Source organism: Streptomyces sp. L-9-10 (assembly GCF_004151105.1).
In the GTDB taxonomy this organism is placed as follows: Bacteria; Actinomycetota; Actinomycetes; order Streptomycetales; family Streptomycetaceae; genus Streptomyces.
Map to the genome: position 1 here is coordinate 1 of NZ_PHRF01000164.1, position 25,983 is coordinate 25,983.

Annotated in this window: 27 protein-coding genes and 1 pseudogene; 12 read left to right on the top strand and 16 right to left on the bottom strand. The window is 70.1% G+C overall.

Features of this window, described 5'->3' with window-relative positions; all coding sequences use genetic code 11:
- Positions 1 to 60: 60 nt before the first annotated feature.
- From CU044_RS35460 to CU044_RS35470, 3 genes are all read right to left on the bottom strand, one after another.
- Positions 61 to 234 (bottom strand): CsbD family protein, encoded by a 174-nt coding sequence (locus CU044_RS35460; RefSeq protein ID WP_129772870.1) that lies wholly within the window; start codon positions 232 to 234, stop codon positions 61 to 63.
- A 137-nt stretch (positions 235 to 371) separates the two neighbouring features.
- Entirely contained in the window at positions 372 to 1,160 is a 789-nt protein-coding gene (locus CU044_RS35465; RefSeq protein ID WP_129772871.1) for an SAM-dependent methyltransferase, read from the bottom strand.
- 6 nt (positions 1,161 to 1,166) lie between these two features.
- On the bottom strand, positions 1,167 to 2,027 hold the full coding sequence (locus tag CU044_RS35470; protein WP_129772872.1) for a helix-turn-helix transcriptional regulator: 861 nt from the start codon (positions 2,025 to 2,027) through the stop codon (positions 1,167 to 1,169).
- Positions 2,028 to 2,368: 341 nt separating this feature from the next.
- On the opposite strand from CU044_RS35470, the gene CU044_RS35475 reads away from it, so the two are divergent.
- Complete coding sequence (locus CU044_RS35475; RefSeq protein WP_129772873.1) at positions 2,369 to 3,244, top strand: glycosyltransferase family 2 protein; 876 nt, start codon at positions 2,369 to 2,371, stop codon at positions 3,242 to 3,244.
- Between the two features lie 51 nt (positions 3,245 to 3,295).
- Here the strand turns inward: CU044_RS35475 and CU044_RS35480 are convergent, their stop codons facing one another.
- The 4 genes from CU044_RS35480 to CU044_RS35495 all read right to left on the bottom strand — a co-directional run bounded on the left by CU044_RS35480 (position 3,296) and on the right by CU044_RS35495 (position 6,551).
- Entirely contained in the window at positions 3,296 to 4,510 is a 1,215-nt protein-coding gene (locus tag CU044_RS35480; RefSeq protein WP_129772874.1) for a cytochrome P450, read from the bottom strand.
- A gap of 12 nt (positions 4,511 to 4,522) precedes the next feature.
- A complete protein-coding gene (locus tag CU044_RS35485; protein ID WP_129772875.1) occupies positions 4,523 to 5,914 on the bottom strand; it encodes an FAD-dependent oxidoreductase in 1,392 nt (463 codons plus the stop codon).
- Positions 5,911 to 6,114, bottom strand: coding sequence for a ferredoxin (locus CU044_RS35490; RefSeq protein ID WP_129772876.1), 204 nt, complete (start codon positions 6,112 to 6,114; stop codon positions 5,911 to 5,913). Before CU044_RS35490 ends, CU044_RS35485 begins: the two co-directional genes overlap by 4 nt.
- A gap of 110 nt (positions 6,115 to 6,224) precedes the next feature.
- Complete coding sequence (locus tag CU044_RS35495) at positions 6,225 to 6,551, bottom strand: hypothetical protein (protein WP_240046031.1); 327 nt, start codon at positions 6,549 to 6,551, stop codon at positions 6,225 to 6,227.
- 446 nt (positions 6,552 to 6,997) lie between these two features.
- Here CU044_RS35495 and CU044_RS35500 point away from each other — a divergent pair, with 446 nt between their 5' ends.
- The 3 genes from CU044_RS35500 to CU044_RS35510 all read left to right on the top strand — a co-directional run bounded on the left by CU044_RS35500 (position 6,998) and on the right by CU044_RS35510 (position 8,982).
- On the top strand, positions 6,998 to 7,876 hold the full coding sequence (locus CU044_RS35500) for a hypothetical protein (protein ID WP_129772877.1): 879 nt from the start codon (positions 6,998 to 7,000) through the stop codon (positions 7,874 to 7,876).
- A gap of 298 nt (positions 7,877 to 8,174) precedes the next feature.
- Positions 8,175 to 8,522, top strand: a complete 348-nt coding sequence (locus CU044_RS35505) for a hypothetical protein (protein ID WP_240046032.1) — start codon at positions 8,175 to 8,177, stop codon at positions 8,520 to 8,522.
- A gap of 157 nt (positions 8,523 to 8,679) precedes the next feature.
- Positions 8,680 to 8,982, top strand: a complete 303-nt coding sequence (locus CU044_RS35510) for a DUF2630 family protein (RefSeq protein ID WP_129772879.1) — start codon at positions 8,680 to 8,682, stop codon at positions 8,980 to 8,982.
- A gap of 86 nt (positions 8,983 to 9,068) precedes the next feature.
- Here the strand turns inward: CU044_RS35510 and CU044_RS35515 are convergent, their stop codons facing one another.
- The 3 genes from CU044_RS35515 to CU044_RS35525 all read right to left on the bottom strand — a co-directional run bounded on the left by CU044_RS35515 (position 9,069) and on the right by CU044_RS35525 (position 12,388).
- Positions 9,069 to 9,515: an ATP-binding protein gene (locus tag CU044_RS35515; RefSeq protein WP_129772880.1), complete on the bottom strand. Its 447-nt coding sequence runs from the start codon at positions 9,513 to 9,515 to the stop codon at positions 9,069 to 9,071.
- Positions 9,516 to 9,629: 114 nt separating this feature from the next.
- Entirely contained in the window at positions 9,630 to 10,097 is a 468-nt protein-coding gene (locus CU044_RS35520; protein WP_129772881.1) for an RNA-binding S4 domain-containing protein, read from the bottom strand.
- Between the two features lie 209 nt (positions 10,098 to 10,306).
- Entirely contained in the window at positions 10,307 to 12,388 is a 2,082-nt protein-coding gene (locus tag CU044_RS35525; RefSeq protein ID WP_129772882.1) for a PhoX family phosphatase, read from the bottom strand.
- A gap of 330 nt (positions 12,389 to 12,718) precedes the next feature.
- Here CU044_RS35525 and CU044_RS35530 point away from each other — a divergent pair, with 330 nt between their 5' ends.
- Complete coding sequence (locus tag CU044_RS35530; protein WP_193564154.1) at positions 12,719 to 14,185, top strand: VWA domain-containing protein; 1,467 nt, start codon at positions 12,719 to 12,721, stop codon at positions 14,183 to 14,185.
- A 180-nt stretch (positions 14,186 to 14,365) separates the two neighbouring features.
- Here the strand turns inward: CU044_RS35530 and CU044_RS35535 are convergent, their stop codons facing one another.
- Together CU044_RS35535 and CU044_RS35540 are read right to left on the bottom strand one after the other, a co-directional pair.
- On the bottom strand, positions 14,366 to 15,520 hold the full coding sequence (locus CU044_RS35535) for an ATP-binding protein (RefSeq protein WP_129772972.1): 1,155 nt from the start codon (positions 15,518 to 15,520) through the stop codon (positions 14,366 to 14,368).
- A gap of 53 nt (positions 15,521 to 15,573) precedes the next feature.
- Positions 15,574 to 16,227 carry a response regulator transcription factor gene (locus CU044_RS35540; RefSeq protein WP_129772974.1) on the bottom strand — a complete coding sequence of 218 codons (654 nt, stop codon included), beginning with the start codon at positions 16,225 to 16,227 and terminating at the stop codon, positions 15,574 to 15,576.
- Positions 16,228 to 16,520: 293 nt separating this feature from the next.
- Here CU044_RS35540 and metG point away from each other — a divergent pair, with 293 nt between their 5' ends.
- Complete coding sequence (gene metG / locus CU044_RS35545; protein WP_129772883.1) at positions 16,521 to 18,242, top strand: methionine--tRNA ligase; 1,722 nt, start codon at positions 16,521 to 16,523, stop codon at positions 18,240 to 18,242.
- 152 nt (positions 18,243 to 18,394) lie between these two features.
- Here metG and CU044_RS35550 read toward each other — a convergent pair whose 3' ends face one another.
- From CU044_RS35550 to CU044_RS35560, 3 genes are read right to left on the bottom strand one after another with little or no spacing between them, the layout of a single operon-like run.
- Complete coding sequence (locus CU044_RS35550; protein WP_129772884.1) at positions 18,395 to 19,219, bottom strand: hypothetical protein; 825 nt, start codon at positions 19,217 to 19,219, stop codon at positions 18,395 to 18,397.
- Between the two features lie 13 nt (positions 19,220 to 19,232).
- Positions 19,233 to 20,177: a hypothetical protein gene (locus CU044_RS35555; protein WP_129772885.1), complete on the bottom strand. Its 945-nt coding sequence runs from the start codon at positions 20,175 to 20,177 to the stop codon at positions 19,233 to 19,235.
- A complete protein-coding gene (locus CU044_RS35560; RefSeq protein WP_129772886.1) occupies positions 20,161 to 20,670 on the bottom strand; it encodes a SigE family RNA polymerase sigma factor in 510 nt (169 codons plus the stop codon). The genes CU044_RS35555 and CU044_RS35560 overlap by 17 nt, the downstream gene beginning before the upstream one ends.
- A 211-nt stretch (positions 20,671 to 20,881) precedes the next feature.
- Here CU044_RS35560 and CU044_RS35565 point away from each other — a divergent pair, with 211 nt between their 5' ends.
- From CU044_RS35565 to CU044_RS35590, 6 genes and pseudogenes are all read left to right on the top strand, one after another.
- Positions 20,882 to 21,445: a DoxX family membrane protein gene (locus CU044_RS35565; RefSeq protein ID WP_129772887.1), complete on the top strand. Its 564-nt coding sequence runs from the start codon at positions 20,882 to 20,884 to the stop codon at positions 21,443 to 21,445.
- Positions 21,446 to 21,659: 214 nt separating this feature from the next.
- Positions 21,660 to 21,851, top strand: a complete 192-nt coding sequence (locus tag CU044_RS35570) for a hypothetical protein (protein ID WP_129772888.1) — start codon at positions 21,660 to 21,662, stop codon at positions 21,849 to 21,851.
- Entirely contained in the window at positions 21,835 to 22,359 is a 525-nt protein-coding gene (locus CU044_RS35575) for a DUF6879 family protein (protein WP_129772889.1), read from the top strand. The genes CU044_RS35570 and CU044_RS35575 overlap by 17 nt, the downstream gene beginning before the upstream one ends.
- On the top strand, positions 22,356 to 23,186 hold the full coding sequence (locus CU044_RS35580; protein WP_129772890.1) for a helix-turn-helix transcriptional regulator: 831 nt from the start codon (positions 22,356 to 22,358) through the stop codon (positions 23,184 to 23,186). Before CU044_RS35575 ends, CU044_RS35580 begins: the two co-directional genes overlap by 4 nt.
- Positions 23,187 to 23,243: 57 nt before the next feature.
- Positions 23,244 to 23,472 (top strand): annotated as a pseudogene (locus CU044_RS39910) (DUF397 domain-containing protein).
- 91 nt (positions 23,473 to 23,563) lie between these two features.
- A complete protein-coding gene (locus CU044_RS35590) occupies positions 23,564 to 24,055 on the top strand; it encodes a hypothetical protein (protein WP_129772891.1) in 492 nt (163 codons plus the stop codon).
- A gap of 70 nt (positions 24,056 to 24,125) precedes the next feature.
- Here CU044_RS35590 and aspS read toward each other — a convergent pair whose 3' ends face one another.
- A complete protein-coding gene (gene aspS, locus CU044_RS35595; RefSeq protein WP_129772892.1) occupies positions 24,126 to 25,898 on the bottom strand; it encodes an aspartate--tRNA ligase in 1,773 nt (590 codons plus the stop codon).
- Positions 25,899 to 25,983: the final 85 nt, after the last annotated feature.

Below are 25,983 nucleotides of genomic sequence, written 5' to 3' on the forward strand. Positions count from 1 at the left end.
GCCACCGCCCTCGAACTCTGCACGCACGGCCACCTCTGCCGAAAGGGCTGTGCGGCGCGCTCATCGGCGGAACGCGTCCTTCGCCTTCTGGCCGGCGGTACGCATGTCTCCCTTGGCGCGTTCGGCCCTGCCCTCGGCGGTCATCCGCTCATTCCCGACCATGCGGCCCACGGTTTCCTTGATGGCGCCCTTGGCCTGGTCGGCCTTCGCGGAGAACTTCTTGTCTGCGGTCATGGTTCGCGCTCCTCACTGTCGAGCTGTTGAGCCGTTCCCTTGACGTAGGAGCGCCTGCCCGAGCACTTCCACCGCAAACCCGTGAACCGCGGAACCGTGAACCCCGCCGCCCCCACGGCCGCCGACCCCCGCGGGCCTCAGCGGACCTTGGCCACGCCCACGTAGAAAGAGCTCTGCTCGTCCTCCGGCGCCGGTGTCCCCTTGAACCACTTCGGGGCCGTCACCAGCCCCGGCTCCACCAGATCCAGCCCGTCGAAGAACCGCAGGACCTCGGCGTGCGTGCGCAGCCGGAGCGCGATGCCGCCCTTGCCGTACGTGTTGGTGACCTTGCCCACCAGGTTCTGCGGCTGGAAGTCCGCGGTGCCCTGCGAGAAGACGAAGACGCTGCCGGACGGCAGCGCGTCCACCAGGGTGCGGGCGATGCCGTACGGGTCGTCCTCGTCCGGGATGAAGTGCATCAGGGCGATGAGCGACAGCGCGACGGGCCTGCTGAAGTCCAGGAAGCCGCGGGCGTGTTCGAGGATCTCGTGCGGCCGGCGGACATCCGCCTCGATGTAGTCGGTGGCGCCTTCGGGCGTGCTGATCAGCAGGGCCTCGGCGTGACGCAGCACGATCGGATCGTTGTCCGTGTAGACGACGCGCGAGGCCGGGGCGATCTTCTGGACGATCTGGTGGAGGTTCGGCTCGGTCGGGATGCCCGTACCGATGTCGAGGTACTGGTCGATCCCGCTCTGCGCCACCCAGGCCGCGGCGCGGTGCATGAACGCGCGGTTCAGCCGGGAGTCGCGCCGGGAGTCCTCGGGCAGTTGCTGCCCTATCTCCCGGTCGACCGGGTAGTTGTCCTTACCGCCCAGCAGGTAGTCGTACACCCGCGCCGGGTGGGGCTTGCTGGTGTCGACCTGGGGCTTGGGTGTGCCTGCCGTCATCTCGGTTCACAGTTCCTTACGGAAATCGGCGAGGATTTGTTTGGTGCGGCGCGCGGATTCCGCGTGAGCCACCATGCGGTCCATCGCCTCCATGTGCTCCGCCACCTCACCGGTGTTGTCGATATAGAGGGCGCCGGTCAGATATTCGACGATGACCATATCGGGCAATTCGGGTATAGCGAATCGGAACAGCACGAAGGGGCTGTAGGTGCCGGGGTGATGCCCGGCGGCGAACTCGGCTATCTGAAGCGTCACATTCGGCAGCTCGGTCGCGGCCAGCAGCCGGTCCACCTGGGCGCGCATCACGGCGGACGAGCCCACGGGGCGGTGTAAAACCGTCTCGTCCATGACAACCCAGAAGGCCGGGGCGTCCGGCCGGGTCAGCAGTGACTGGCGCGCCAGGCGCAGCGCCACATGGCGTTCGATGCGTTCGGGATCGTTCCGGCCGACCTCGCCGTAGGTCAGGATCGCGCGTGCGTAGTCCTCGGTCTGAAGGAGCCCCGGCACGAAATGCGGCTCGTAGGACCGTATGGTCTTGGCCGCTTCCTCCAGGCTGACATGGCCGCCGAACCACTCCGGCAGAACGTCGTGGAAGCGCTGCCACCAGCCGGGCTTGTTGGCCTCGTCGACCAGTTGGAGAAAGGCGACGGCCTCGTCGCCGGTCACACCGTACGAGGGCAGCAGCATCTGTATGTACGGGACCTTGAGCGCGACCTCGGCCATCTCCATGCGCCGTATCGTCGCGGGCGCGACATGCAGCAGTCTGGCGGCCTCGTCGCGGCTGAGGCCGGCTCTCTCGCGCAGCCCCTGGAGCTGCTTGCTCAGGACGAGTTGCCCGATCGTCGGGGCAGACCGAGGCTCGCTCACACCCCACCACCGGCCACCAGCATGCGGGCAGTTTGCCATAGGGGCCCGAGGTCGCACACGGGGGCATCGGCGTGGACGGACGCGGGCGTTCCGGCCGGACGGCAAGATGAACCCGCGACGTCGACTGGGACATCTTCCGGTGTCCTGAGGATGGCGTCCGCCGGTTAGCATCGATTCGCGGCACCTTCTCGCTTCCCGCCGTTCACCTGTCCTGCCCTGCCCCGTCTCCCTGCCGCTGCCCGCCCTCCGTCCCCTGCGTCTCCCCTCCCTTCCCGCCGCTTCCTCCCTTCCCGCCCCTTCCTCCCTTCCCTTCCGTCACCGAGAGCTGGAGTGATCTGGACGTGTCCCGACCGCGTGTGGGTGTGGCCGTGCTGACGATGGGGACCAGGCCCGTCGAGCTGCGAGCCCTGCTGGACTCCGTCGCCAAGCAGCGGGAGGCCCCGACGCGGATCGTGGTCGTCGGCAACGGCGCCCCGCTGCCCGAGCTGCCCGAAGGCGTCATCGGGATCGAGCTGGCGGAGAACCTGGGGGTCTCCGGAGGGCGCAATGTCGCCATGGAGAAGCTCCGCGACTGCGGTGACGTGGACGTTCTGGTGGACCTGGACGACGACGGCCTGCTGATCGAGGCCGATGTGATCACCCGCGTCGCCGATCTGTACGAGGCGCACCCCCGGCTCGGCATCGTCAGCTTCCGTATCGCGGACGAGACCGGGCTCACCCAGCGGCGGCACGTACCCCGGCTGCGGGTCGACGATCCGATGCGCGCGGGCGAGGTGACGACGTTCCTCGGCGGCGGGCACGCGCTGTCCATGCCGATGCTGGCCGAGACGGGCGGCTGGCCCGACGCGTTCTTCTTCACCCACGAGGAGACCGACCTCGCGTGGCGTGCGCTGGACGCGGGCTGGTCGATCCGCTACGAACCGGAACTGGTCCTCCAGCACCCGCGCACCTCACCGGCGAGGCACGCGGAGTTCTACCGGATGACCGCCCGCAACCGGGTGTGGCTGGCGCGCCGGCATCTGCCCGCGCTGCTCGTACCGCTCTACCTCGGTACGTGGATTCTGCTCACCGTGGCCCGTACGCGGTCGGTGAGCGGGCTGCGCGCGTGGTTCGGCGGATTCTTCGAGGGCGTACGGACGATGTGCGGGCCCCGGCGGCCGATGCGCTGGCGGACGGTACGCCGCATGACGGCACTGGGCCGGCCACCGGTCATCTGACCGCGCCGCCGCACGCGGCTTGGTTCAAAAGCCCGCTCCCTACGCCGCTCCCTACGCCCGCTCGATCGGCAAGTGGCGGGGCCCCCGGAGGATCGAGCTGCGGCGGTACGGGGGCGGGTCCTCGGACAGTTGGAAGCCCTCCAGGCGGGGGACCAGCGCGTTCAGGGCGATCTGGGCCTCCACGCGGGCCAGCGGGGCGCCGAAGCAGTTGTGGATTCCGCTGCCGAAGCCGAAGTGCTGGTTGTCCTCGCGCATCGGGTCGAAGTGGTCGGGGTCCTCGAAGCGCAGCGGGTCCCGGTTCCCGGCGGCGAGTACGAGGACCAGCGGGGCGCCCTTGGGGATCGTGACGTCCGCGACCTCGATGTCCGCGAGCGGGGTGCGCTGCGGGAGCAGGTGGACGGGGGGTTCGTAGCGCAGCAGTTCCTCGACCGCCCTGGGCATCAGTTCGGGCTTGTCGCGCAGCAGCCGGTAGGCGTCGGGGAGGCGCAGGAAGGTGAGCGTGCCGTTGCTGATGAGGTTGACCGTCGTCTCGTGCCCGGCGATGAGCAGGAGGGTCCCGGTCGCCATCAGTTCGGTCCTGGTCAGCCGCCCGTCGGGGCCGTTGTCGTGGACGAGCGCGGAGATCATGTCGTCCGAGGGGTGGTCACGGCGCTTGTCGGAGAGGTCCCCGATGTACTCCCCCATCGCCAGCCGGGCGTCCTGGCCGGCTCTCTGGCGGCTCTCCTCGTCCTGCCCCGGCGTCAGGTCGAAGCCGGCGATGATCGCGTTCGTCCAGGCGCGGATCCGGGGCACGTCCTCGTGGGGCACGCCGAGCAGGCGGCAGATGACGGTGACGGGGAGCGGGTACGCGAAGTCCTCGACGATGTCGATACGGTCCTTGTCCCGGAACGCGTCGATCAGTTCGTCGCAGATCCGGGTGATGTCCGCGCGCAGCGCGTCGATCCGGCCCGGGGTGTGGGGCGGTCCGAAGGGGCGCATCGCGATGCGGCGCAGCCGGTCGTGCTCGGGGTCGTCGTGGCCGATGAAGGCCATCTGCTCACTGCTCCGCCTGATCAGCGGGACCGAGGACGGGTCGGCGCGGTTGCGCCAGTCCGAGCTGATCCGCGGGTCGTGGAGCAGCGCGGCGATCTCGTGGTACGTGCCGACCAGATAGCTGCCGTCGTCCTGCCGCGACACCCCGTTCTCGCGGAGTTCGGCGTAGAGCGGGTACGGGTCGGCGCGGTTCGCGTAGTCGGTGATGCGCTGGTAGAGGGTGTCCGGGGACATGCGAGGGGCTCCTCAACGACGGTGGGCGGCGGTCGGGGTCGGTTCGTGCCGCACCAAGGTCAGGCGCCGGTCCGGCAGATGGCCGGTGAGGGCCACGGTCGGTCCGTGCGAGAGCAGTTGGGGATCCGGCACATCGGAGGGGAAGGGCGCGGCCGAGTCGGGCCGGTCGGCGGCGCCGCGCTCGGGGGGAAACGGCGCCGCCGTCTCGATGAGGTACTCGTAGTGCTCCAGCCACTTGGCCCGGTTCACCGTGACCGCTGCTGTGATCCGCCCCTGGTAGCCGTACACGGCGACGAGCCGGCGCTCCCGCAACGAGCCCTGGGCGATGACCACTTGGTCGGAGAAGGTCGGCACGCCGACGGACTTGATGTTGAGGCCGAACTGACTGGACCAGAAGGCGGGCACCGCCAGATGCGGGCGCCTGTGCGGGCCCGTGCTGACCATGTTGTGCGCCGCCACCTCCGCCTGCGCGACCGCGTTGCCCCAGTGTTCGAGGGCCAGCATCTGGTACCCGAAGAGCGGATGCGGGAAGCGGGCCACGTCACCGGCGACGAAGACGTCGTCGGTGACGATCCCGTACATGTTGAAGGCACGGCACCCCGCGTCGCAGGCGACGCCCCGCGGGCCCGCGGCCAGACCCGATTCGGCGAGCCATTCCGTGTTGCGCACGGCGCCGAGCGCGACCACCGCGACATCGGCTTCGATCCGGCTGCCGTCGGAGAATTCGGCGCCCGTGAGCCGTCCGTCGCGGCCCTTGAGGGAGGTGACCGTCACGCCGCAGCGCAGATCGACGCCGTGCGCGCGCTGGAGCTTGGCCGCGAACCCGCCGAGCGCGCCGCCGAGCGCCCCGACGAGAGGAGACGGGCCGCGTTCGGCGACGGTCACCTCCAGACCGCGTTCCCGGCAGGCGGAGGCGATCTCCGAGCCGGTGAACCCGGCGCCGATCACCAGGACACGGCGCGGCCCGGCGTCGAGCCGCTCCGCCAGCTCCGCCGCCTCGTCTCTCGTACGCAGCGTCAGCACACCGTCCAGCCGGGCTTCGGCGGGGTCCGGCCAGGGGCGGGCGCGGGTTCCGGTGGCGATCAGCAGCCGGTCGAACGGCAGGCGTTCACCGTCGGCGAGGATCACCTGCTTCTCGTTCGGATCGATCCCGCCGGCCCGTACGCCGAGCTTCCACCGCGCGTCCACCTCACGGCGGGCCGGCAGCCCGATGTCCGCCGCCCGCGTCCGGCCGAGCAGCACCTGTTTGGACAGCGGCGGCCTGTCGTACGGGGGATGCGGCTCCTCCCCCACCAGCGTCAGCGGTCCGGTGAAGCCTTCGTCCCGCAGCTTCTCGGCGGCGCGCAGACCGGCCAGCGACGCGCCGACGATGACGATGCGGCCGTCCCACGGTTCAAGGGTCACCGGGACCCCGCCCGCTCACCGACGAGGATGGCCTGGACCGGACACGCCGCCGCTGCCCGGCGTACGTGCTCATGCTGGCCGTCGGGCACGGTCGGGGTGAACATCAGGGCCTCCTCGCCATGCAGCTCGAACACCTCAGGGGCGAGAAACACGCATTGCGCGTATCCCTGACAGCGATTGAGGTCGACAACGATCTGCATACCGGTCCACTCCTCCGCGCGCCGCCCGCCGTCTCCGTCCTATGGCCTGCGCGGGAGCGGCGCGAGCGGTGCTGCGCCGACGGGGTGACCTCGGTGGCAGCGGGGTTCGCTCAGGGGCGTCGGGTGTAGAGCGCGTAGAAGACCACGATGACCGTGGCGGCGCCGATGGCCAGTCCGATGCCCGAGGACAGCAGAACGCTGTGGTTGCCGAGGCTGTAGAGGAAGCCCACGCCTCCTCCGACCAGTACGCCCCAGGCCGCCGCGCGTACTTCCGTCATCAGCCGGGGCTGTACGCGGACGAGGCCGAAGACCAGGAGGGCCGCGAGCGCGCCGGAGATCAGGGCCAGGGCGAGCTGGCCGTAGGTGGCGGGGCCGCCGCCCCGGGCGATGTAGGACGCGTAGGCGCCGTAGGCGATGCCCAGCAGCAGAGAGTTCACCAGGAGGCGTGGTGAGACACGGCGCCGCCCGGACTCCTGGGGACGTGCGCCCGGCGCGCCGGGTGGCCGCGCGCCGTCGTGCCGCGGGAGATGCCCCGGAAAGCGAGGCGGAAGATGAGGCATCAGCGTGCGGTGCCGTGTGGGCACCGGTGTCTGGGTCGCCATGGCAGGGGGCTCCTTCCCTCGCACCCCCCGCGTCCGCCCCCGCTTCTCCAGGGCACACCCGCCCGCCGTACGCGTCAACCTCAGCCGAGTGCCCACCAGGCGCCCACCAGGGCCCCGCCAGGTACCCGCCGAGCGCGTACAGCGAGCCCACCGAGAGCCCGACGGGAGCCCGACGCACACCGGCACACACCCGGCACACACCCGGCACACACCCGACGCGCTCTCACCGGGTCGGCGGCGCCCCGCTCGCGCCCGTCGCCCCGTACCCGTTCCCTTGAGGAGTGCGGACCTACCTCTCCACGGCGCTGATCGTCCTGCTGACGGTCCTCGCCCCGCTGAGCGCGGTCGCGGCCTGGGTCGATCTGGAGGTCGGCGACACCGACCGCTTCGTCTCCACCATGGCGCCGCTCGCCTCCGACCCGGACGTACAGAACGCCGTCGCCGACCGGATCACCGACGAGGTGCTGGCCGAGATCGACGTGGGGCCGCTCCTCAAGGACGGGGTCCGCGGGCTGCTGCACGACGCCGTCCTCTCGTTCGAGACGACCAACGCCTTCAAGAACGCGTGGAAGACGGCGACCCGCGCCGCCCACGCCACCGCGGAACAGGCACTGACCAGCGGCGGCGGCAACGCCGTGACGATCGATCTGGCGCCCATCACCGCGCGGGTGAAGAAGCAGCTGACCGACGACAGCGTGCCGTACGCGAACCGGATCCCCGTGCGGCATACGCAGATCATCGTCCTGGAGGCCAACGGACTCGGGATCTGGCGCGATGTCACGCAGGGGCTGCGCGCGGCGGGGATCTGGCCCGCCGTCGGGACGCTGGTCCTCACCGGGGCGGCCGTACTGCTCGCCGTCCACCGCCGCCGCGCGCTCATCGGTGCCGGTCTCGCGTACGCGGCCGGTGCGGCGCTGCTGTTCCTCTGCGTCGCCGTGGCGCGCGGGTCCATCCTCCAGGACCTGCCGGACACCGGTGACAGATCGGCAGCCGCCGCCATCTTCGACGCGTTGACCTCTTCGCTGCGTACCGCCGGCTGGTGCGTGCTCGCCGGTGGGCTCGCCCTGGCCCTCGGGGCCTGGCTGAGCGGCCGGTTGCCCCGGGCGCCGCACGCGCCGCCTCTCGCTCCCAGCGCGCCGCGCAGCTCCTCTCCCGTCTGACTTCCGCCTGGTTTTCAGCTGTTCTTCGGCTGGTTTCCGGCTGATTTTCGGCCGACTTTACTAAATCTTTATGCCGATCCCACCCGACCGAATGTCCCTTTTGAGGCATTTGGAGCACCATGGGGTTATGAGCCAGAACACAGCACAGAGGCCCCCCACCACGGGCATGGGCACAGGAATGGGCACAGGCACGGGCACAGGAACAGGCATGAACACCGGCACCGGAGCAGGTACCGGCTCGCATGCGGAAAGGAAGGCAGCCTGGGCTGTTGGCGGTAGCTTCTTCGCCGGTGTTCTCATGCTGGTCGCGGGAGCTGTCGACATACTTCAGGGCATAGCGGCCGTACGCGGCAACGCGGTCTTCAACCGCGTCACCGGATACGCGTACACGTTCAATCTCGGCTCCTGGGGCTGGATCCACATAGCCCTCGGGATCCTGGTGGCCCTCACCGGACTGGCGCTTCTCATGCGCGTCCCGATGGCACGCTACGTCGGTATCGCACTGGCGGTGGTCTACTTCGTCGCGCAGTTCATGTACCTGCCGTACGCGCCTGTCTGGGCGTTCGTCGGCATGGCCCTCGCGGCGTTCGTGATCTGGGCACTGACCACGGACCGCGGAGCGTCCCTGACGGGCAGCAGATCCTGACGGGCCGGCACTGACGGGCCGGTACTGACGGCCCGTCCCCTCCCCCGACCACGCGTCAACAAGCGCTCGACCACGCAACGTACGCGCATACGGGCACAGCGGCTCTCGCTCCTGTGTCCGTATGCGCGTACGTACGCGGCATGGCAAGGAGAACGGGATGAACGCAGCCAGCGACGCCGCCGGCAGCGGCAAGAACGGCAGCGGCAACGACAGCGGCAAGAACGACGAGATCCTCGACACCATCGGCGCCCTCGTCGCGGAGGAACGCGGCCTGCGCGAACGCTCGACCGAGCATCTCGGCCTCGCCGCCGACGAACAGACGCGGCTGCGCTCCGTCGAAGTCCGGCTCGACCAGTGCTGGGATCTGCTGCGGCAGCGGCGCGCCAAGTCGGAGTTCGGCGAGAACCCCGACGAGGCCGCGGTACGGCCCCCGGGCGAGGTCGAGGGCTACCAGGGCTGACGCCGCCCCACCTCCGCCGGCACCGGCCGGCACCGGTCCCCGCTCCTACGGCGCCGACGGGCCCGGCCTCGCCGACGGGCCCGGCCTCACTGATCGGACGCCTTGAGCGTCCTTTCGGGCACTTTGAGCGTGACCCACACCCGTTTCCCCGGGCCGAGCCGGGGCGCCACGCCCCAGTCGTCGGCGAGCGCGGCCACCAGCGCGAGTCCCCGTCCGCACTCGTCTTCGAGATCGGGGGTGCGGGGGCGTGGCAGATAGTCCCCCGCGTCCTCGACCTCCACCCTGAGCAGCCCCTCGGCCCGTTCCAGGGTGACGGCGATCTCCCTGCCCGGCGGGCTGCCGTGGCGCAGCGCGTTGGTGACGAGCTCCGACAGCAGGAGGGCGGCGGTCTCGCCGGGATCTCCGGGCAGATCAACTTTCGTATGAAGAACTTCCCTGGCCCGGCCGACGCTACGGGGGTGGCTGGGGAGGCGGAACGTGAAGCGCTGTGTGTGCTGGTGCGGCTGTTCGCGCTGTTCACCGTCGTGGTTCATGGGAATGACCTTCCCTGTGGTGCCGGTTTTACTTTCCGTGCACCAAAGGTGACTGTGTGCAGCTAAACTCATCCGTTCGCGGACATTCCCGGAGCCCCGCGATCAGCCCCGTGATCAGCCCTGCGACCGCCGGTCCCGAGCGCGGTCCTGTGCCCGGTCGTGTCCCCGGTCTTGTGACCAGTCCGGGGCCTGGTCCTGAAGCCGGTCCTGAAGCCGGTCCAGCTCCCTGCGGTCGCGCTTCGTGGGGCGGCCCGCCCCCCGGTCGCGAAGGGCGATGGGGACGGTCAGTTCGCGCGGCGGAGGCGGCGGGCTGTTGTCCACGTAGCACTCCACCGCCACCGGCGCGCCCACCCGCTTCTTCACGACGCGCGAGACCACCACGACCCGGTCGCGCGCCGCGTGGCGCAGCCGGATCTCGTCGCCCGGCTTGATCGCGTACGCGGGCTTGACCCGCTCGCCGTTGACGCGGACGTGGCCGGCGCGGCAGGCGGCCGCGGCCTGGGAGCGGGTCTTGGTGAGCCGTACCGACCAGATCCAGGAGTCGACCCGTGCGGTCCCCGCGTCCGAAGCCTCAGAAGTCATATATCGAGGGTAAGCGCGGACGGCCCGACGGCTCACCCCCTTTGTCCGTGTCACCTCACCGCGTCTCATCCGCGTCTCGTCCCCGTCTCGTCCGCGTCTCGTCCCCGTCAACGCCGAGCGGGGTGACGCCGGTCCGAGACGGCGCCACCCCGCGATCACGTCCGGAACTCCGGTCAGATCAATGCGGTTGAGATCGGATCAGGCCGAGGTCAGACGCCGATGTCGCTGCCGTCCTTGCGCCAGACCGCGACCACCGACGGGCGGACGATCTTGCCGGGACCGTCGGGCCACGCGCTCGCCGGCTTCTCGACGGACGCGCCGTCGATCTCGCCCGGGTGCTGCACCGCGACCAGGACCCGGCGGTCCTGGATGACAGGACCGCAGGTCTCCGCACCGTTCGGCATGGTCAGGAACTGCTTCAGCTCACCGCGCCGGTCACCCTGCGTCGCGACGCCGAAGAGGCCGTCGTGCGTGCCGAGCGCGTTGCCGTCCGTCGAGATCCACAGGTTGCCGTGCGGGTCGAAGGCGACGTTGTCCGGGCAGGAGATCGGGCTGACCTTGTCCTTGGGGAAGCCCGCGAAGTAGGTGGCCGGGTCGTTCGGGTCACCCGCGACCAGGAAGAGCCGCCAGGCGAAGCCGTCGCCCGCCGGGTCGTCCCAGTTCTCCGCCAGCTCCAGTACGTGACCGTGCTTGTTGGCGTTACGGGGGTTGGGCTCGGTGGGGCCCTCCTTGCCGGCCTTGCCACGGTCGGTGTTGTTGGTCAGCGCGACATAGACGCGACCGGTGCGCGGCGACGGCTCGACGTCCTCGGGGCGGTCCATCTTCGTGGCGCCGACCTTGTCACCCGCGAGGCGCGTGAAGATGTAGACCTCGTCGGCGCTCATGCCGGGCACGTGCGAGACATCGCCGGTCGCCAGCGGTATCCACACGCCGGAACCGTCGAACTCGCCGTCGTTCGGGAGCTTGCCCGTGCCGTCGAACTCGCCCGCCGGGCTGTCACCGGTCAGCTTGGCGACGTACAGCGTGCCCTCGTCGAGCAGCGTCAGGTTGTGCTCGTGGGCGGCGCGGCTGTTGCCCTTCTTCATCTGCTTCGACGAGACGAACTTGTAGAGGTAGTCGAAGCGCTCGTCGTCGCCCATGTAGACGACGGGGCGGCCGTCGGCGGTCAGCCGGGGCTGCGCGGCCTCGTGCTTGAAGCGGCCGAGGGCGGTGCGCTTGCGGGGCGTGAAGTCCGGGTCGTACGGGTCGAGCTCGACGACCCAGCCGAAGCGGTGCGCCTCGTTGGGCTCCTGCTTGAGGTCGAAGCGCTTGTCGAACAGCTCCCACTTGCGCTCGCTGGCCGCGGTGCCGATGCCGTAGCGCTTGTCCGTATCGCTCGAACCGTTGGCGAAGTACTGGTTGAAGTTCTCCTCGCCGTGCAGCGTGGTGCCCCAGGGGGTGGTGCCACCGGCGCAGTTGTTGAGCGTGCCGAGGACCCTGCTGCCCGTACGGTCCGCCGAGGTGCGGAGCAGATCGCTGCCCGCGGCCGGGCCGGTGAGACGGAACTCGCTGGTCGCGGTGAGACGGCGGTTGAGCTGGTGGCGGGTGACGGCGGTGAGCTTGCCGCTCTTGCGGTCCTCCTCGACCACGACGACGGAGAGACCGTGCGCGGCCCAGGCGATCTCCACCTGCTCGCGGGTCGGCTTGGCCGGGTCGTAGCCCTTGAACATCAGGATCTCGTCGGTGTACTCGTGGTTGGCCACGAGGACCTGACGGTCGCGCTCGCCCTTCAGCGGCAGCAGGCTCAGGAAGTCGTTGTTGTAACCGAACTGGCCCGCCTGCGCCTTGGCGGTCTGCTTGTCCGGGTTGAAGGCCGGCGCACCGCGCAGGATCGGCTCGCCCCAGCGGATGACCACGTTCTGGGCGTAGCCGGAGGGGATGGTCACCTTGTCCGCGGTGTTGGGGGCGACCGGGGTGAAGCGCAGGCCGCGGGCACCGTCGGTCTTGCCACCGCCGCCGTTTCCTTGTCCGTCGCCGTTTCCGGCGACCGGGACGGCGGACGCCGACGAGTTACCGGGGCCGAAGGCGAGCGCGCTGCCCGCCGCGGTGGCGACCGTCACGACGGCGGCGGCGCGCACCAGGGAACGCCTGGACATGGCACCGGCGATGATGTCACCGACGTACTCGTTGTCGCTCTTGTTCGGTACCTCGTGGAAACAGGCGTCGCCACAGCGGTAGCGGCAGGTCAGGGCGGAACGCCCACCCGCGTGAGGACTGGAGCTGGAACTGAGCAGCGGCAGCAGTTTGCGCACTTTCGCCTCCGGAAATGCGATGGTTCGGCGCGCACCGCGCCGACAGCGTGTCGGGATGTCTCGGCTGGTGACGCTAGGTGCGCATGCCACCAGGGTGGCGGCCTCCAGGTGAACGGCACATGAATCCACGCCGACCTCGTGGTCGGGAGAGAGTAATGACGGTGGCGGCCGGGAGGGTACCGTCCTGCCCGTAGGGCCCGTCCTACACGTGGACCGCCCCTGCCGGAGATCGTTCACGGCGGCCGCTAACCTTACGTATCCGCCCTGGCCAGGGATGTGCGTTTCCCCGGTGGCGGACACCGCACCCAACTCATCTGAAAGGCCTCGCCCATGGGCATTCGGAGCTTGCTGCGCAAGGTGTTCGGACGCGACCGTGCGGAGGAGCACCACGAGTCGGCGCCGGTCTCGGCCTCGGTACCGTCTCAGGCGGGCCGTTCGGACCGTACGGATTCGGCGGAGCCGACGCCCAAGGACTCGGGTACGGACACGACGGGCGCTGTCCCGGACGTGACGACGGCCAAGGCCACGACGACGGCTTCGACCTCGGCCTCGACGACGGCTTCGGCCTCGGACGCGGCCTCGGTGTCCGCGCCCGCCCCGGCCGAGCCCAAGGACTCGGTGGAGGCCGTGGAGTCCAAGGACATCGGAGGGGCGGCGGCGGATCTGGTCGCCGCGGCGTTCGACAACCCGCGCCCGGCCGATCCCGATCGCGGCGTGCCGTCGCAGCTGTCGCGGACGAGCGCGATCGAGGAGCCGCCGGCGCTCACGGCCACGCCGGCCCCGGCCGCCACGCCCGCCCCCGTACCCACGCCCACGGTCCCCGCGCAGGCCACGACGGAGCCCGAACTCGACGTGATTCCCGTGCGGGAGGCGGTTGTTCCGGCGGAGCCGGAACGCGAACCGGAGCCGGAACGCGAGCCCGAACCCGAGACCAAGGCGGAACCGAAGGCCGAGGCCGAGGCCGAGGTCAAGGCCGAACCCGAGGTCGTCGAGGTCAAGGCCGAGGTCGCGCCCGAGGTCGTGGAGCCCGCCGCCGAGCCCGCCGCCGAACCGAAGACCGTCGCCGAGCCCGAGCCCGTCGTCGGCACCGGCACCACCACCGGTGCCGCCGCCCGCCCCGCCTTCACCCTCGCCCGCGTCAAGTCCCGTGCCCCCGGCCTCGCCGACCGCTACAAGGCCGCGGGCGCCGCCCTCAAGAAGCGCGGCCTCGCCGGGGAGCGGGCCGGCGTCTATCTGGTGCTCGACCGGTCCGGTTCCATGCGGCCGTACTTCAAGGACGGCAGCGCCCAGCACCTCGGCGAGCAGGCCCTCGCGCTCGCCGCGCACCTGGACGAGAGCGCGACCGTCTCCGTCGTGTTCTTTTCCACCGACATCGACGGGACCGGTGACATCGGTCTCACCGACTACGAGGGGAAGATCGACGAACTGCACGGCTCCCTCGGACGCATGGGGCGTACGAACTACCACCGCGCCGTCGAAGAGGTCGTCGCGCTGCACGAGAAGTCCGGCTCGGCCGGGCCCGCGCTGGTGATCTTCCAGACGGACGGCGCGCCCAGCGCCGTACGCCTCGCCGAGCAGGCTCTCGCCGAGGCCGCGAAGCTGCCGCTCTTCTGGCAGTTCGTGGCGTTCGGCGAGGAGGACGCCAAGGGCTTCGACTTCGCGCGGAAGCTCGGCGCGGACGAGGCCACGGCGAACGTGGGCTTCTACCACGCGGGCCCGGTGCCCAGCGAGGTCCCGGACGCCACGTTCTACCGTGAGCTGCTCGCCGCCTGGCAGCTGTCCGCCCCCGGCAACTGACCTGCCCCGAAACGCCGTTACCACCGTCGTCGCCGTTACCGCCGCCGGCCCCGCGTCCCGCACGCGGCGCCGGCGGCGGTTTCATTCGCGGTCCCGGTCCCACCGGTCGCGGTCCACGTCCCGACGGTCCCCGACGGTCCCCGTCCTGGCAGTCGCGGTCCCCGTCGCCGTCAGTCGCCGTCAGTCGCCGTCGCGCTCCGCCTTCGGCAGCCTCACCGTCACCGCCAGCCCCCCGCCCGCGCCGCCCGGCTCCGCCCTGACCGTCCCCCCGTGCGCCACCGCGATCGAGCGGACGATGGAGAGGCCGAGCCCCGCCCCGCGCCCCATCCGGTCGCGGCCCTCTCCCCGCCGGAACGGTTCGAACAGCGCGGGGATGTCCGCCTCGGCGACAACAGGGCCGGTGTTCCGCACCACCAGCTCCGCGCCCCGTACATCGATGTCCACCGTCCCCCCCGGCACGTTGTACGCCACCGCGTTGGCCAGCAGGTTTCCCACCAACTGCCCGAGCAGCAGCCGGTTTCCGCGCACCACGGCCGCGTCGGCGACACACAGGGAGACCCGCCGCCCGTAGCGTGCCGCCTCCTCGGCCACGGCCTCGCCCAGATCGACCGGCTCCAGGTCCTCCACCTCGCGCTCGCTGCGCGCCAGCACCAGCAGACCCTCGATGAGCTGTTCGCTGCGCCGGTTGTTGTCGAGCAGGGTCTCCTTCGTACGGGCCAGCTCGTCCGGCGTGCACAGGTCGTCCAACCCGACCTGGATCGCGGCGCGTTGGGTCGCCAGCGGGGTGCGCAGCTCGTGCGAGGCGTTCGCGATGAACCGGCGCTGACTGTCGAAAGCTTTCTGCAGGCGCGCCAGGAGCGCGTCCAGGGTGTCGCCCAGCTCCTTCAGCTCGTCATCGGGGCCGCTCGCGCCGATCCGTTCGTGAAGATTGTGTTCGGACAATCGGCGGGCCTTCGCCGTCATCGCGTGCACCGGGCGCAGCACGCGCCCCGCCGTCCACCAGCCGACCGCGACCGCGCACGCCGCCATGACCAGCAGCGCGGCGACGGACCAGAACAGCATCTCGTCGGAGGCGGCGTCCGTGACGTTGTCGGTGAGCTGGTACACGGCGATGGACTGGATCTGCTGCTGGCCGATCAGCCCGCGCACCGACGAGGCGGGGAGCAGAGGCGACACCTGGACCGGCGCCACCCGGGCGGCGATCTCCTGCGCCTCGCTCTGCGTACCGGCGCTGGACAGCAGATTGACGACGGCGAGCAGACAGCCACCGAGGACGACGAAGACCCCGCCGTAGATGAGGGCTATGCGCGTACGGATGGTGGAGCCGGGCCCCAGCGCCTTGCCCGCCGTTCCCGTCGTCCCCCGCCCGCCGCGGTGCGCGGCACATATCACAGCGCGTACCCCACGCCCTGGACCGTACGGATCAGCGGCGGATCCCCGAGCTTGGCCCGCAGCTTGCTGAGACAGACCCGGACCGCGCCGGTGAACGGATCCGCGTGCGCGTCCCAGGCCCGCTCCAGCAGTTCCTCGGCGGAGACCGGCGCCCCGTCCGCCTCCAGCAGGATCTGGAGCACCGAGAACTCCTTGGGCGAGAGGTCGAGCGCCACCCCGTCCCGCGACGCCGTCCGCCGTACGGAATCGAGCCGTACGCCGTGCCGCTCCAGCTGCGGCGGTACGGGCCTGGCGCTGCGCCGCCGCAGCGCGCGCACCCGCGAGACCAGCTCGGGGAAGTCGAAGGGCTTGCCCAGATAGTCGTCGGCGCCCAGATCGAGCCCCTCGACGCGGTCCTCCATGGAGACGGACGCGGTGAGCATCAGGATGCGCGTACGGGACGACTCGGCGACCAGCTTGCGCGCGACGTCGTCGCCGTGGACGCGTGGCAGATCGCGGTCGAGGACGACGACGTCGTAGTCGTGCAGTCCCAGATAGGCGAGGGCGGCGTCACCGCTGTACACGGTGTCGACGGCGAATCCCGCCCGTCGCAGCCCTGTGGCCACCAGCTCCGCCAGGACCTCCTCGTCCTCGGCGACCAGTACCCGCATGCTGCCGTCCCCTGCCCCTGTCCCCTGCCCCGCCTCGTACATGATGCCCTTTCTCTCCCGGGATGTGCCTGTCTACGTCACGAGGTGTTTCGGAAAGCTCTCCCCCTGCCCCGGTGCATCCGCACGCCGTCGCACGCCCCCGCGCATCGCCGCACGCCCTCGCACTCACCCCCGTACACACCCCCGCACACCCGGAGAAAACGCGGGCGACTCGCGCCGGAAGGGTCGGATACGATATTGACATTCCGTAGACCAATTGGTCACACCATGTAGCGACTTGGGAGCAGCCTGCAATGGCTCGACACCTCATCACCAGCGCCCTTCCGTACATCAACGGGATCAAGCACCTGGGCAACATGGTGGGGTCCATGCTCCCGGCGGATGTGTACGCGAGGTACCTCCGCCAGCGCGGCCACGAGGTCCTGTACATCTGCGCGACCGACGAGCACGGCACCCCCGCCGAGCTGGCGGCCAAGGAAGCGGGCGTGCCGGTCGACGCCTTCTGCGCCGAGCAGCACGACGCCCAGAAGGCGATCTACGACGGCTTCCAGCTCGCCTTCGACTACTTCGGCCGCAGCTCCTCCGCGGAGAACCGCGAGATCACGCAGCACTTCGCGCGCCGGCTGAAGGAGAACGGCTTCATCGAGGAGCGGGCGATCCGCCAGGTCTACTCGATCGCCGACGGCCGCTTCCTGCCGGACCGCTACATCGTCGGTACGTGCCCGCACTGCGGCTACGACAAGGCCCGCGGCGACCAGTGCGAGAACTGCACGCGCGTCCTGGACCCGACGGATCTGATCAACCCGCGCTCCGCGATCAGCGGCAGCAGCGAGCTGGAGGTCCGCGAGACCAAGCACCTCTTCCTCCTCCAGTCGAAGCTGGCGGGCGAGGTCGAGAGCTGGATCGACGCGACGAGCGAGGAGTGGCCGCAGCTGTCCTCCTCCATCGCCCGCAAGTGGCTGACCGAGGGCCTGCACGACCGCGCGATCACCCGCGACCTGGAGTGGGGCGTACCGGTCCCCGCCGACGCGTGGCCGGAGCTGGCCGCCGAGGGCAAGGTCTTCTACGTCTGGTTCGACGCGCCCATCGAGTACATCGGCGCGACGAAGGAGTGGTCCGACCAGGACCCGGCGAACCGCGACTGGAAGTCCTGGTGGTACGAGGCCGACGACACGGTCCGCTACACCGAGTTCATGGGCAAGGACAACGTCCCGTTCCACACGGTGATGTTCCCGGCCACCCAGCTCGGCACGCGCGAGCCGTGGAAGAAGGTCGACTACGTCAAGTCCTTCAACTGGCTGAACTACTACGGAGGCAAGTTCTCCACCTCGCAGAAGCGGGGCGTCTTCACCCACGACGCGCTGGAGATCCTGCCCGCCGACTACTGGCGCTACTTCATGATGGCGAACGCGCCCGAGTCGGACGACACGTCGTTCACCTGGGAGCACTTCACGGCGACGGTCAACAAGGACCTCGCCGACACCCTCGGCAACTTCGTGAACCGCGTCCTGTCCTTCTCGCGCAAGCGCTTCGGCGACGCGGTGCCGGCCGGCAAGCCGGCGGGCGAGGCGGAGGCGAGGCTCGGCGACGAGATCGCGGGGCTGCTCGCGGAGTACGAGGGCCACATGGAGACGCTCCAGTTCCGCAAGGCCGCCGCCGCGCTGCGCGCCCTGTGGTCCGCGGGCAACTCGTATCTGGAGGAGAAGGCTCCCTGGCTGGAGATCAAGTCCGACGAGGAGGGCGCGGCGCTGACCCTGCGGACGGCGATGAACCTGATCCACCTGTACGCGGTGATCTCCGAGCCGTTCATCCCGGCGTCCGCCAGGGCGATGCGGGGGGCGTTCGCGCTGACCGACGACACGGCGCGCTGGGTCACGGCCGAGGAGGCGAAGGCGCTGGCGTCCGTTCCGGCCGGTACGGCGTTCACCGTCCCGCCGGTGCTCTTCGCCAAGATCACCGATGAGGACCTGGCCGTGTACCGGGAGCGCTTCGGCGGCGAGGACCCGGCGGCGTAACGCGCGCCTGCCCCTGAGCGGCGAACGGGCCCGGGACTCGGACGAGTACGTCCGAGTCCCGGGCCCTTCGCGCGTACGGAACGGTGCGCGTACGGAACGGGACACGTACGGAGCGGGCGGGGCGGGCGGAGCGGGCGCCTTCGTACGTACCGTCAGTCGCTGAGCGAGTCCGCGTCGCCCATCACCACGATCGGCCGCTTCGCCGGGTCCAGCATCCGCAGCAGTTGCTTCATCCGCCCGCGCGGCAGTGAGACACAACCCTGGGTGGGCCCGCCGTGGTCCACATGGAGCCAGATGCCGCCCCCCTTGTCCTCGCCGAGCGGCCGGGTCCAGTCGAGGGGTGTGGTGCCGGACAGCCGGTTGTAGTTGATCGCGACCACGTAGTCGAAGGACCCCGCGAGCGCCTCGCCCTCGAAGCCGTCGCCCGACGCCTCGAAGGCGGAGCCGCGGTCGTACGGGAGCTTCGTGCCCGGGTTGGCCAGCTTGCCGCCCGCGTCGGTGAGGTCGAACACCCCGATGGGTGAACGCAGATCGCCCTGGAAATGGTCGTCGGTCCAGCCGCGCACGGCGTTGTGGGCGGGCCAGACGTCCGAGACGGCCTGCCAGCCGGTGACCGGATCGCGCTCGTAGACGACGAGGGAGGACGTGCTGGAGTCGCGCTCCATGCCGGTCACCACGACCGCCTGGGACGCCTGCGGGGAGATCTTGGCGCGGGTCGCGGGACCGAGCTCGGGGATCTCCTCCGGCTGGACGCTCTGTGCCTCGGGGGCGGACCGGCCCGTGGCGCCGCCGGTGGTACCGGCGCCGGCCGCGGCGCCCTTGTCCTTCGCGGCCGTCCCGCCCGGCGCCGAGCCCACGTTGTCCGCGTGGTCCGTGGCGCCGCCGAAGCCCGAGCAGCCGGTGAGCAGCAGGCCGGTCGCCAGCAGCGCGGCGATCAGCGGTCTTCCGCGGACAGGGCGGACAGGGCGCACAGACATGTACGGGCCTCTTTCATGTCGCGTTCTGGGGATGCGCGGTGGTTACGGATGCGGTCAGGTCGCTCGGGTCGGTCACAGGTCCTCTGCCGAAGTCTGCGCCGGTGACCATCGCGCGGGCGCCCTCGACGGTCCCCGGCGCGTCGCCCGCGACGCACAGGGTGACGATGACCGCCGAATCGGGGGCGGGGGCGCCACCGATCAGTCCGGTGAACTCCTGGGTGCCCATGACCTCCCGGCAGGCCGGGGAGGGACTGTCCGACGGGTACAGCACCGGCGGATCCTCGGCCTTGGCCGACAGACCGGCCCCTTGGTGCGCGACCAGCGTGAGCAGAGCGCCGCCGGGCCGGAGGGCCTGCACCGGAAGGCACAGGCTCCGGTCCTCCCCGGAACAGGACTGTTCGTACGGGACGAACCGCTGGGTCGAGACGAAGCCGCGGGCCGGCTGCTTGTACCGGGCGTCCTCCGGCACGTCGAGGGCCTGCCAGGTGTCGGGCAGCCGGAGAAGAAGACCGGCCACATGTGCGAAGCGCGTCCGCTGGGCCTGCTCGTCGCCGGCCGACGGGGACGAGCTGTCCGGGACCGGGGCGAGCGAGGGGCCGGTGGCCGGTGGCCGGGTGGGCGGAGCCGCGGTGACCGAGGGGGCGGAGGCCGCGGGGGGCGTGGACTCCTCCCCGGCACGCAGCACGCCGGGGAGCAGCGTGCCGGCGAGGGCCAGTCCGGTCACGGTCGCCGCGGCCCCGGCCGTACGGCGCCGGCGGCGGTTCCGGGCGACCCGTTCCCGTACCTCGCGCAGCCGTCCCTCGGGGGCGGGCAGCCGGGGCACGGCCCTCTGCAGCAGGATCCGCAGCTCCCGCTCGTCCTCCGCGCCCGGTCCGCCCGTCCCATCCATCCTGTCCGTCCCGTCCGTTCCATCCGTCCTGTCCGTCCCGTCCGGCCAGGAGTCACCCACAGCGGTCACCGCCTTCCACGAAGGCGGGCAGCGCGACGCGCAGGGAGCTCAGCGCACGCGCCGCCTGGCTCTTGACGGTGCCGGGGGTGCAGCCGAGGGTCGCCGCGGTGTCGTCGACGCTCAGGTCTTCGAAGTAGCGCAGTACGACCACCGCGCGCTGCCGCACCGGCAGCGCGCGGACCGCGGCGGCCAGCGACTGTTCCAGATCCACCTCGGCGTACGCGTCGAACGTTCCCACCGCGTCCGGGACTTCGCCGTACGGCAGCTCGCCCCGCCAGCGCCGCCGCCACCAGGAGGCGTGCAGGTTCACCAGCGACTTGCGCACGTACGCCTCCGGCCGGTCCCCGGCGATCCGCGGCCACTTGGGCCACACCTTCGCGAGGGTGCTCTGTAGCAGGTCCTCGGCGAGATGCGCGTCCCCGGTCAGCAGCCAGGCCATCCGCAGGAGCCGCGGCCCCCGGGCGGCGACGAATGCCTCGAAGTCGCCGTCGCCCGGGTCCATTGTCCTGCCCTCGCCATTCCGTTCGGATTTCCACGCCAATGAAACGCGGTGGGGCGGCGATCAGGTTGCCTCGGGGCGATGAACGTCCCGCGTCATGGATCACGTTGTCCACATCCGGAGCGTTGTGTACCGTCGTCAGGAGCAGTGTTTGAACTCTCAAGCACAGGTTCCGTCCCCCATGACCCCCCACACCTCAGGAGAGAACACGCTCATGTCCTCCCCCCTTCGCACCACCGCCGGCCCGCTCACCCGCACCTCCGAGGCGACGCCCGCCCCGCACGCCGCCTCGCCGCACGCCTACGACGCCGGACTGCTGCTCCTGCGCGTCGTCCTCGGGCTGACGATGGCCGCGCACGGCAGCCAGAAGCTGTTCGGCTGGTTCGGCGGCGGCGGTATCGACGGCACCGGAGCCTTCTTCACCCAGAGCGGCTACCCCAACGGCAAGGCACTGGCCGTCGTGGCCGGTCTCACGGAGACCTTCGGCGGCCTGGGCCTGGCCCTCGGCCTGCTCACCCCGCTCGCGGGCGCCGCGGTGGTCGGCACGATGGTCAACGCGCTCGCGGTGAAGGGCTTCGGCAGCTTCTTCGCGCCGACCGGCATCGAGTACGAACTCCTCCTGACCGCCGGCGCCGCCGCCCTCGCCCTCACAGGACCGGGCCGCCTCGCCGCGGACCGCTACCTGCCCTGGGTCAGGTCCCACCGCCTGGCCTACGGCGCGGCGGCCCTGGCCCTCGGCCTCCTGATCGCGGCGATCACCCTCCTGCTCCGCAACTGACCCACCACCCCGAACTCGGACACACGCCGCCCCGGGCGCCGCACGGAAGTGGCCCCGGGGCGGCGTCACACCCAGGGCGACTCCGGGAATCCTGGCGTTTTGTCGCCGGTTTCCCGTTCCGTCAACCTTGATCCCTTGACCGCCGGGGCCTGGGCCCAGGAGCATCGAACGTCACTCCAAGTAGCGAGTGGGCACGGGAGAGAGGGACCAGGCCATGAAGGTCACCAAGCTGGTCAGTACGTGCGACATCAAGGACTGCCCGACGCTGTACGCCACCGACCGGGACACGCTGTTGGTACAGGGGAAGACGCCGACCGACCACGGGCTCCAGCTACCCGCCCATGAAAACCTCGTGGAGATTCCGATGGATCTTGTCCGAAGGGCGATTCGTGAGCAGCTCATCTAGGACGCTGGGGGAGCTCTTCGACACCTTCGAGCGGGAAGCCTTCCGGCTGGAGACTCTGAGCGACTACAGCGGGTCCGGCAACGTTGCCTCCTACCAGGAATTCCTTGCCGGTAAGCGTCAGCCGGACGACTACAACTCCGCCTGGGTGAACGAACTCCGCTCGCACACGTCCCTGGGGAAACGCGTGTACCGGGTACACATCCTGTCCCGGCCGCTGAGCCCCTACCTGCGTTTTGAACTCGGCTGGGGATACCGGAAGAACATGAGCGGTGGCGAGGAGTTTTTCATCCTCGACACGACAACCCGGCCGAACCCGCTCCCCGACGTGCCCGATTTCTGGTTCTTCGATTCAGCGGCCACCGCGGTCCTGAGCTACGACAAAGCCGGCGCGTTCCTCGGCTCCGAGGTGCTGGGAGCCGAACGGGCACCGGAATTCGCCGCATATCGCGAAACCGCCCTGGCCGGGGCCGAGCCGTTCACCGACTGGTGGGCCACGTACGGGGAGTGAACAGGGCGCAGTTGGGGGCAGCACTGCGGGCGCTGCGCAGGGCATCCGGAAAGGAGGCCAAGGCGGTGGCCCGCGGTGCCCTGATGTCCCCGTCCAAGCTGTCCAAGATCGAGAACGCGAAGCTCGCGCCCAGCGCGGCGGACGTGGAACGCATCCTGAGTGCCCTCGGCGTGTCGGACGAGGTCAAGGCGGAGTACACGGAGGCCTCGCGGGCGGCGGCAACGGAAGCCACGGCGTGGAGACTGCTGAGACGCACCGGGGTTCACCGGGGACAGCACGCCGCCAAGGCGCTCGAGGCCCAGATGTCGACGTTGCGGCTGTTCCAGCCCGCACTGGTGCCAGGGCTGCTCCAGACGCCGGAGTACATCCGGGCGGTTCTGCGGCGGCACGGCCTGACCAAGGATTCTCTCCTCCGTACGATGAGTGGCCGCATTGACCGGCAGGCGATCCTCTACGACGACACCAAGTCGCTGCGGTTCCTGATCACCGAGCCTGTCCTGCGCTGGCGGATCGTACCGGCCCGGATGATGGCCGCCCAGTTGGACCGGATCGTCTCGATTTCGAGGCTGACGCACGTCGATATTCGGGTGATCCCCCTCGGCACACGGCAGCAGGACTTCGCCGGCCATGCCTTTGTGATCCGGGACGACCGGATGGTCACCGTGGAAACGGTTCACGCGGAGATGGTCGTCACGGACCCGAGGGATATTCAGCTGTATGCCCGGAAGTTCGAGGGGTTCGAGAAGACAGCCCTTTCCGGTGAGGCAATGCGAAGTCTGGTCGAAGGAATCCGAGACGAATTCTTGCAGGAACAGGAAACCGGGTAGTTCAACATTTCCATCGGGCCGATGATTATCACGTTCGGACCGACGGAAGGAATACTCGTGGACAACGGAACCGACCTTTACTCTCTCGATCTCGGCGGCGTGGAATTCGCGAGGGCCTGCGGATGAAATACACACCCCGACGGCGAATCGTGCGTGACTCTCGCCCGCATCGGAGAGGACGCCTGGGCGATGGGCGACAGCAAGCGGCCGGGCGCCACTGCGGTTCACGACCGCCGAGCTGGGAGCGGCGGGCATCGACCCGGCGCGCTTCGGGCTCTCGGCCTGACCCCCTCCGGCCGGCCCCGGCCTCCTGGCCGCGGGCGGCCGGGGCCGGCCGGTCCTTCTCCTCGGCACCGCACACGACAGGACAGCAGCACGTGCACCACCATGGCTATGCGTGGACAGGTCCGAAACATCGCTTCGACCAAGACGGCTCCCGGCGCCCACCAGGACTCCATCCGCCCCTCGCCGGTAGCAGACCGGAGCTGCTCCAACGCTGTCGCGACGTGGCCGCGGAGTTCCCCGTATCCGAGGTGCCCCCCATCCAGACGGCGCACTGGCTCATGAAGCCCCCGGCAGCGATCCGGGGTACGTGGGAGGAACCAGAACGAGCGGTGGCATGGATGAAGAAGCAGCTGGCAGCGTATGCGCCCCGTTTCGATTCCCCGGCGTACCGGGACGGCGGGCACCTGACCTTGTTGGCCGACTCCGCTGCCGAACGGCTCGGCTGGGGTGGTGACGTCTCCCTGGGCTTCTACCTCGAACGCCCCGCGTTTCTGTCGCTGGCCCTGGTCACCTGCTCTCCGAACCGCGCCGCTCCCGCGCTCGCCTGTCCCGCTCGCGCTCCCGCCGCGGCGACGACGCGGTGATCCCGTACCCCGGCACGCCAAGGGGCCCGGAACCACACGGTTCCGGGCCCCTTCGGGTACGGCGGGGGGGCTACTCGCCGGACTTCGCCGGCGGCTTGCGCAGCGCGATGTTCAGCTCGCGGAGGCGGGACTCGGCCAGCTCCGTGGGCGCGCCCATCATCAGGTCCTGCGCGTTGCCGTTGAGCGGGAAGGCGATCGTCTCGCGGATGTTCGGCTCGTCGGCCAGCAGCATCACGATGCGGTCCACGCCCGGGGCGATGCCGCCGTGCGGCGGGGCGCCGAGGCGGAACGCGCGGAGCATGCCCGCGAACTCGTGCTCGACGGTCTCGCGGTCGTAGCCGGCGATCTCGAACGCCTTGATCATCAGCTCGGGCTCGTGGTTACGGATCGCGCCGGAGGACAGCTCGATTCCGTTGCAGACGATGTCGTACTGCCACGCCAGGATGTCCAGCGGGTCCTTCGTCTCCAGGTCTTCCAGACCGCCCTGGGGCATCGAGAACGGGTTGTGCGAGAAGTCGATCTTCCCGGTCTCCTCGTCCTTCTCGTACATCGGGAAGTCGACGATCCAGCAGAACCGGAAGACGCCGTCCTCGAAGTGGCCCGCGCGCCTGGCGGCCTCGACGCGCACCGCGCTCATGATCTTGGAGACCTCGTCGAACTCGCCCGCGCCGAAGAAGACGGCGTGGCCGGGGACGAGCCCCAGGCGCTCGGTGAGCAGCTTGACGTTCTCCTCGGTGAGGAACTTGGCGATCGGGCCGCTCAGCGCGCCGTCCTCGCCGACCCGCACCCAGGCCAGGCCCTTCGCGCCGTGCTCGACGGCGTACTCACCGAGTCCGTCGAAGAACTTGCGCGACTGGCCCGCCGTGTCCGGCACCGGCAGGGCGCGGACGTGCTTCCCGGCGAACGCCTTGAACTCGGAGCCCTCGAAGACGTCCGAGATGTCGGCCAGTTCGAGCTTGGCGCGCAGGTCCGGCTTGTCGTTGCCGTACTTCAGCATCGACTCGCGGAACGGGATGCGCGGGAACGGCGAGGTCACATGGCGGCCGTTGCCGAACTCCTCGAACAGCTCGGTCATCAGCTTCTCGATCGGCTGGAAGACGTCTTCCTGCTCGACGAAGCTCATCTCGACATCGAGCTGGTAGAACTCGCCGGGCGAGCGGTCGGCGCGGGCGTCCTCGTCGCGGAAGCACGGCGCGATCTGGAAGTAGCGGTCGAAGCCCGAGATCATCAGCAGCTGCTTGAACTGCTGCGGCGCCTGCGGCAGCGCGTAGAACCTGCCCGGGTTCAGCCGGGACGGGACCACGAAGTCACGGGCGCCCTCGGGGGAGGTCGCGGTGAGGATGGGCGTGGCCATCTCGTTGAAGCCCAGCGCGGTCATCTTGTGCCGGATGGCGGAGATGACGGACGTGCGCAGCATGATGTTGCGGTGCATGCGCTCGCGGCGCAGGTCGAGGAAGCGGTACTCCAGGCGCCGCTCCTCGTTCACTCCGTCCTCGGCGTTGACCGTGAACGGCAGCGGGCCCGCCGCGCCGAGGATCTCGACCTCGGAGACCTCGATCTCGATCTCGCCGGTCGGCAGCTCCGGGTTGACGTTCTCCGCACCGCGCGCGGAGACCTTGCCGTCGATACGGACGACGGTCTCCTTCGTGAGCCTGGACAGCTCCTCGTTCGCGGGGGTGCCGGGGCGGGCCACGAGCTGCACCAGACCGTAGTGATCACGGAGATCGATGAAGAGGATGCCGCCCAGGTCTCGGCGATTGTGCAGCCAGCCGCTCAGCCGGACGTCGGCACCGACGTCAGAGGCGCGGAGCTCGCCGCAGGTGTGGGACCTGTACCGATGCATCGTCGTGTCATCCAGTTCTTGGCAGTCGGGGTTGGCGGTGCGGAAGCGTTACGTCGTACGACACAACAGGTTACCGCCCGGCCAT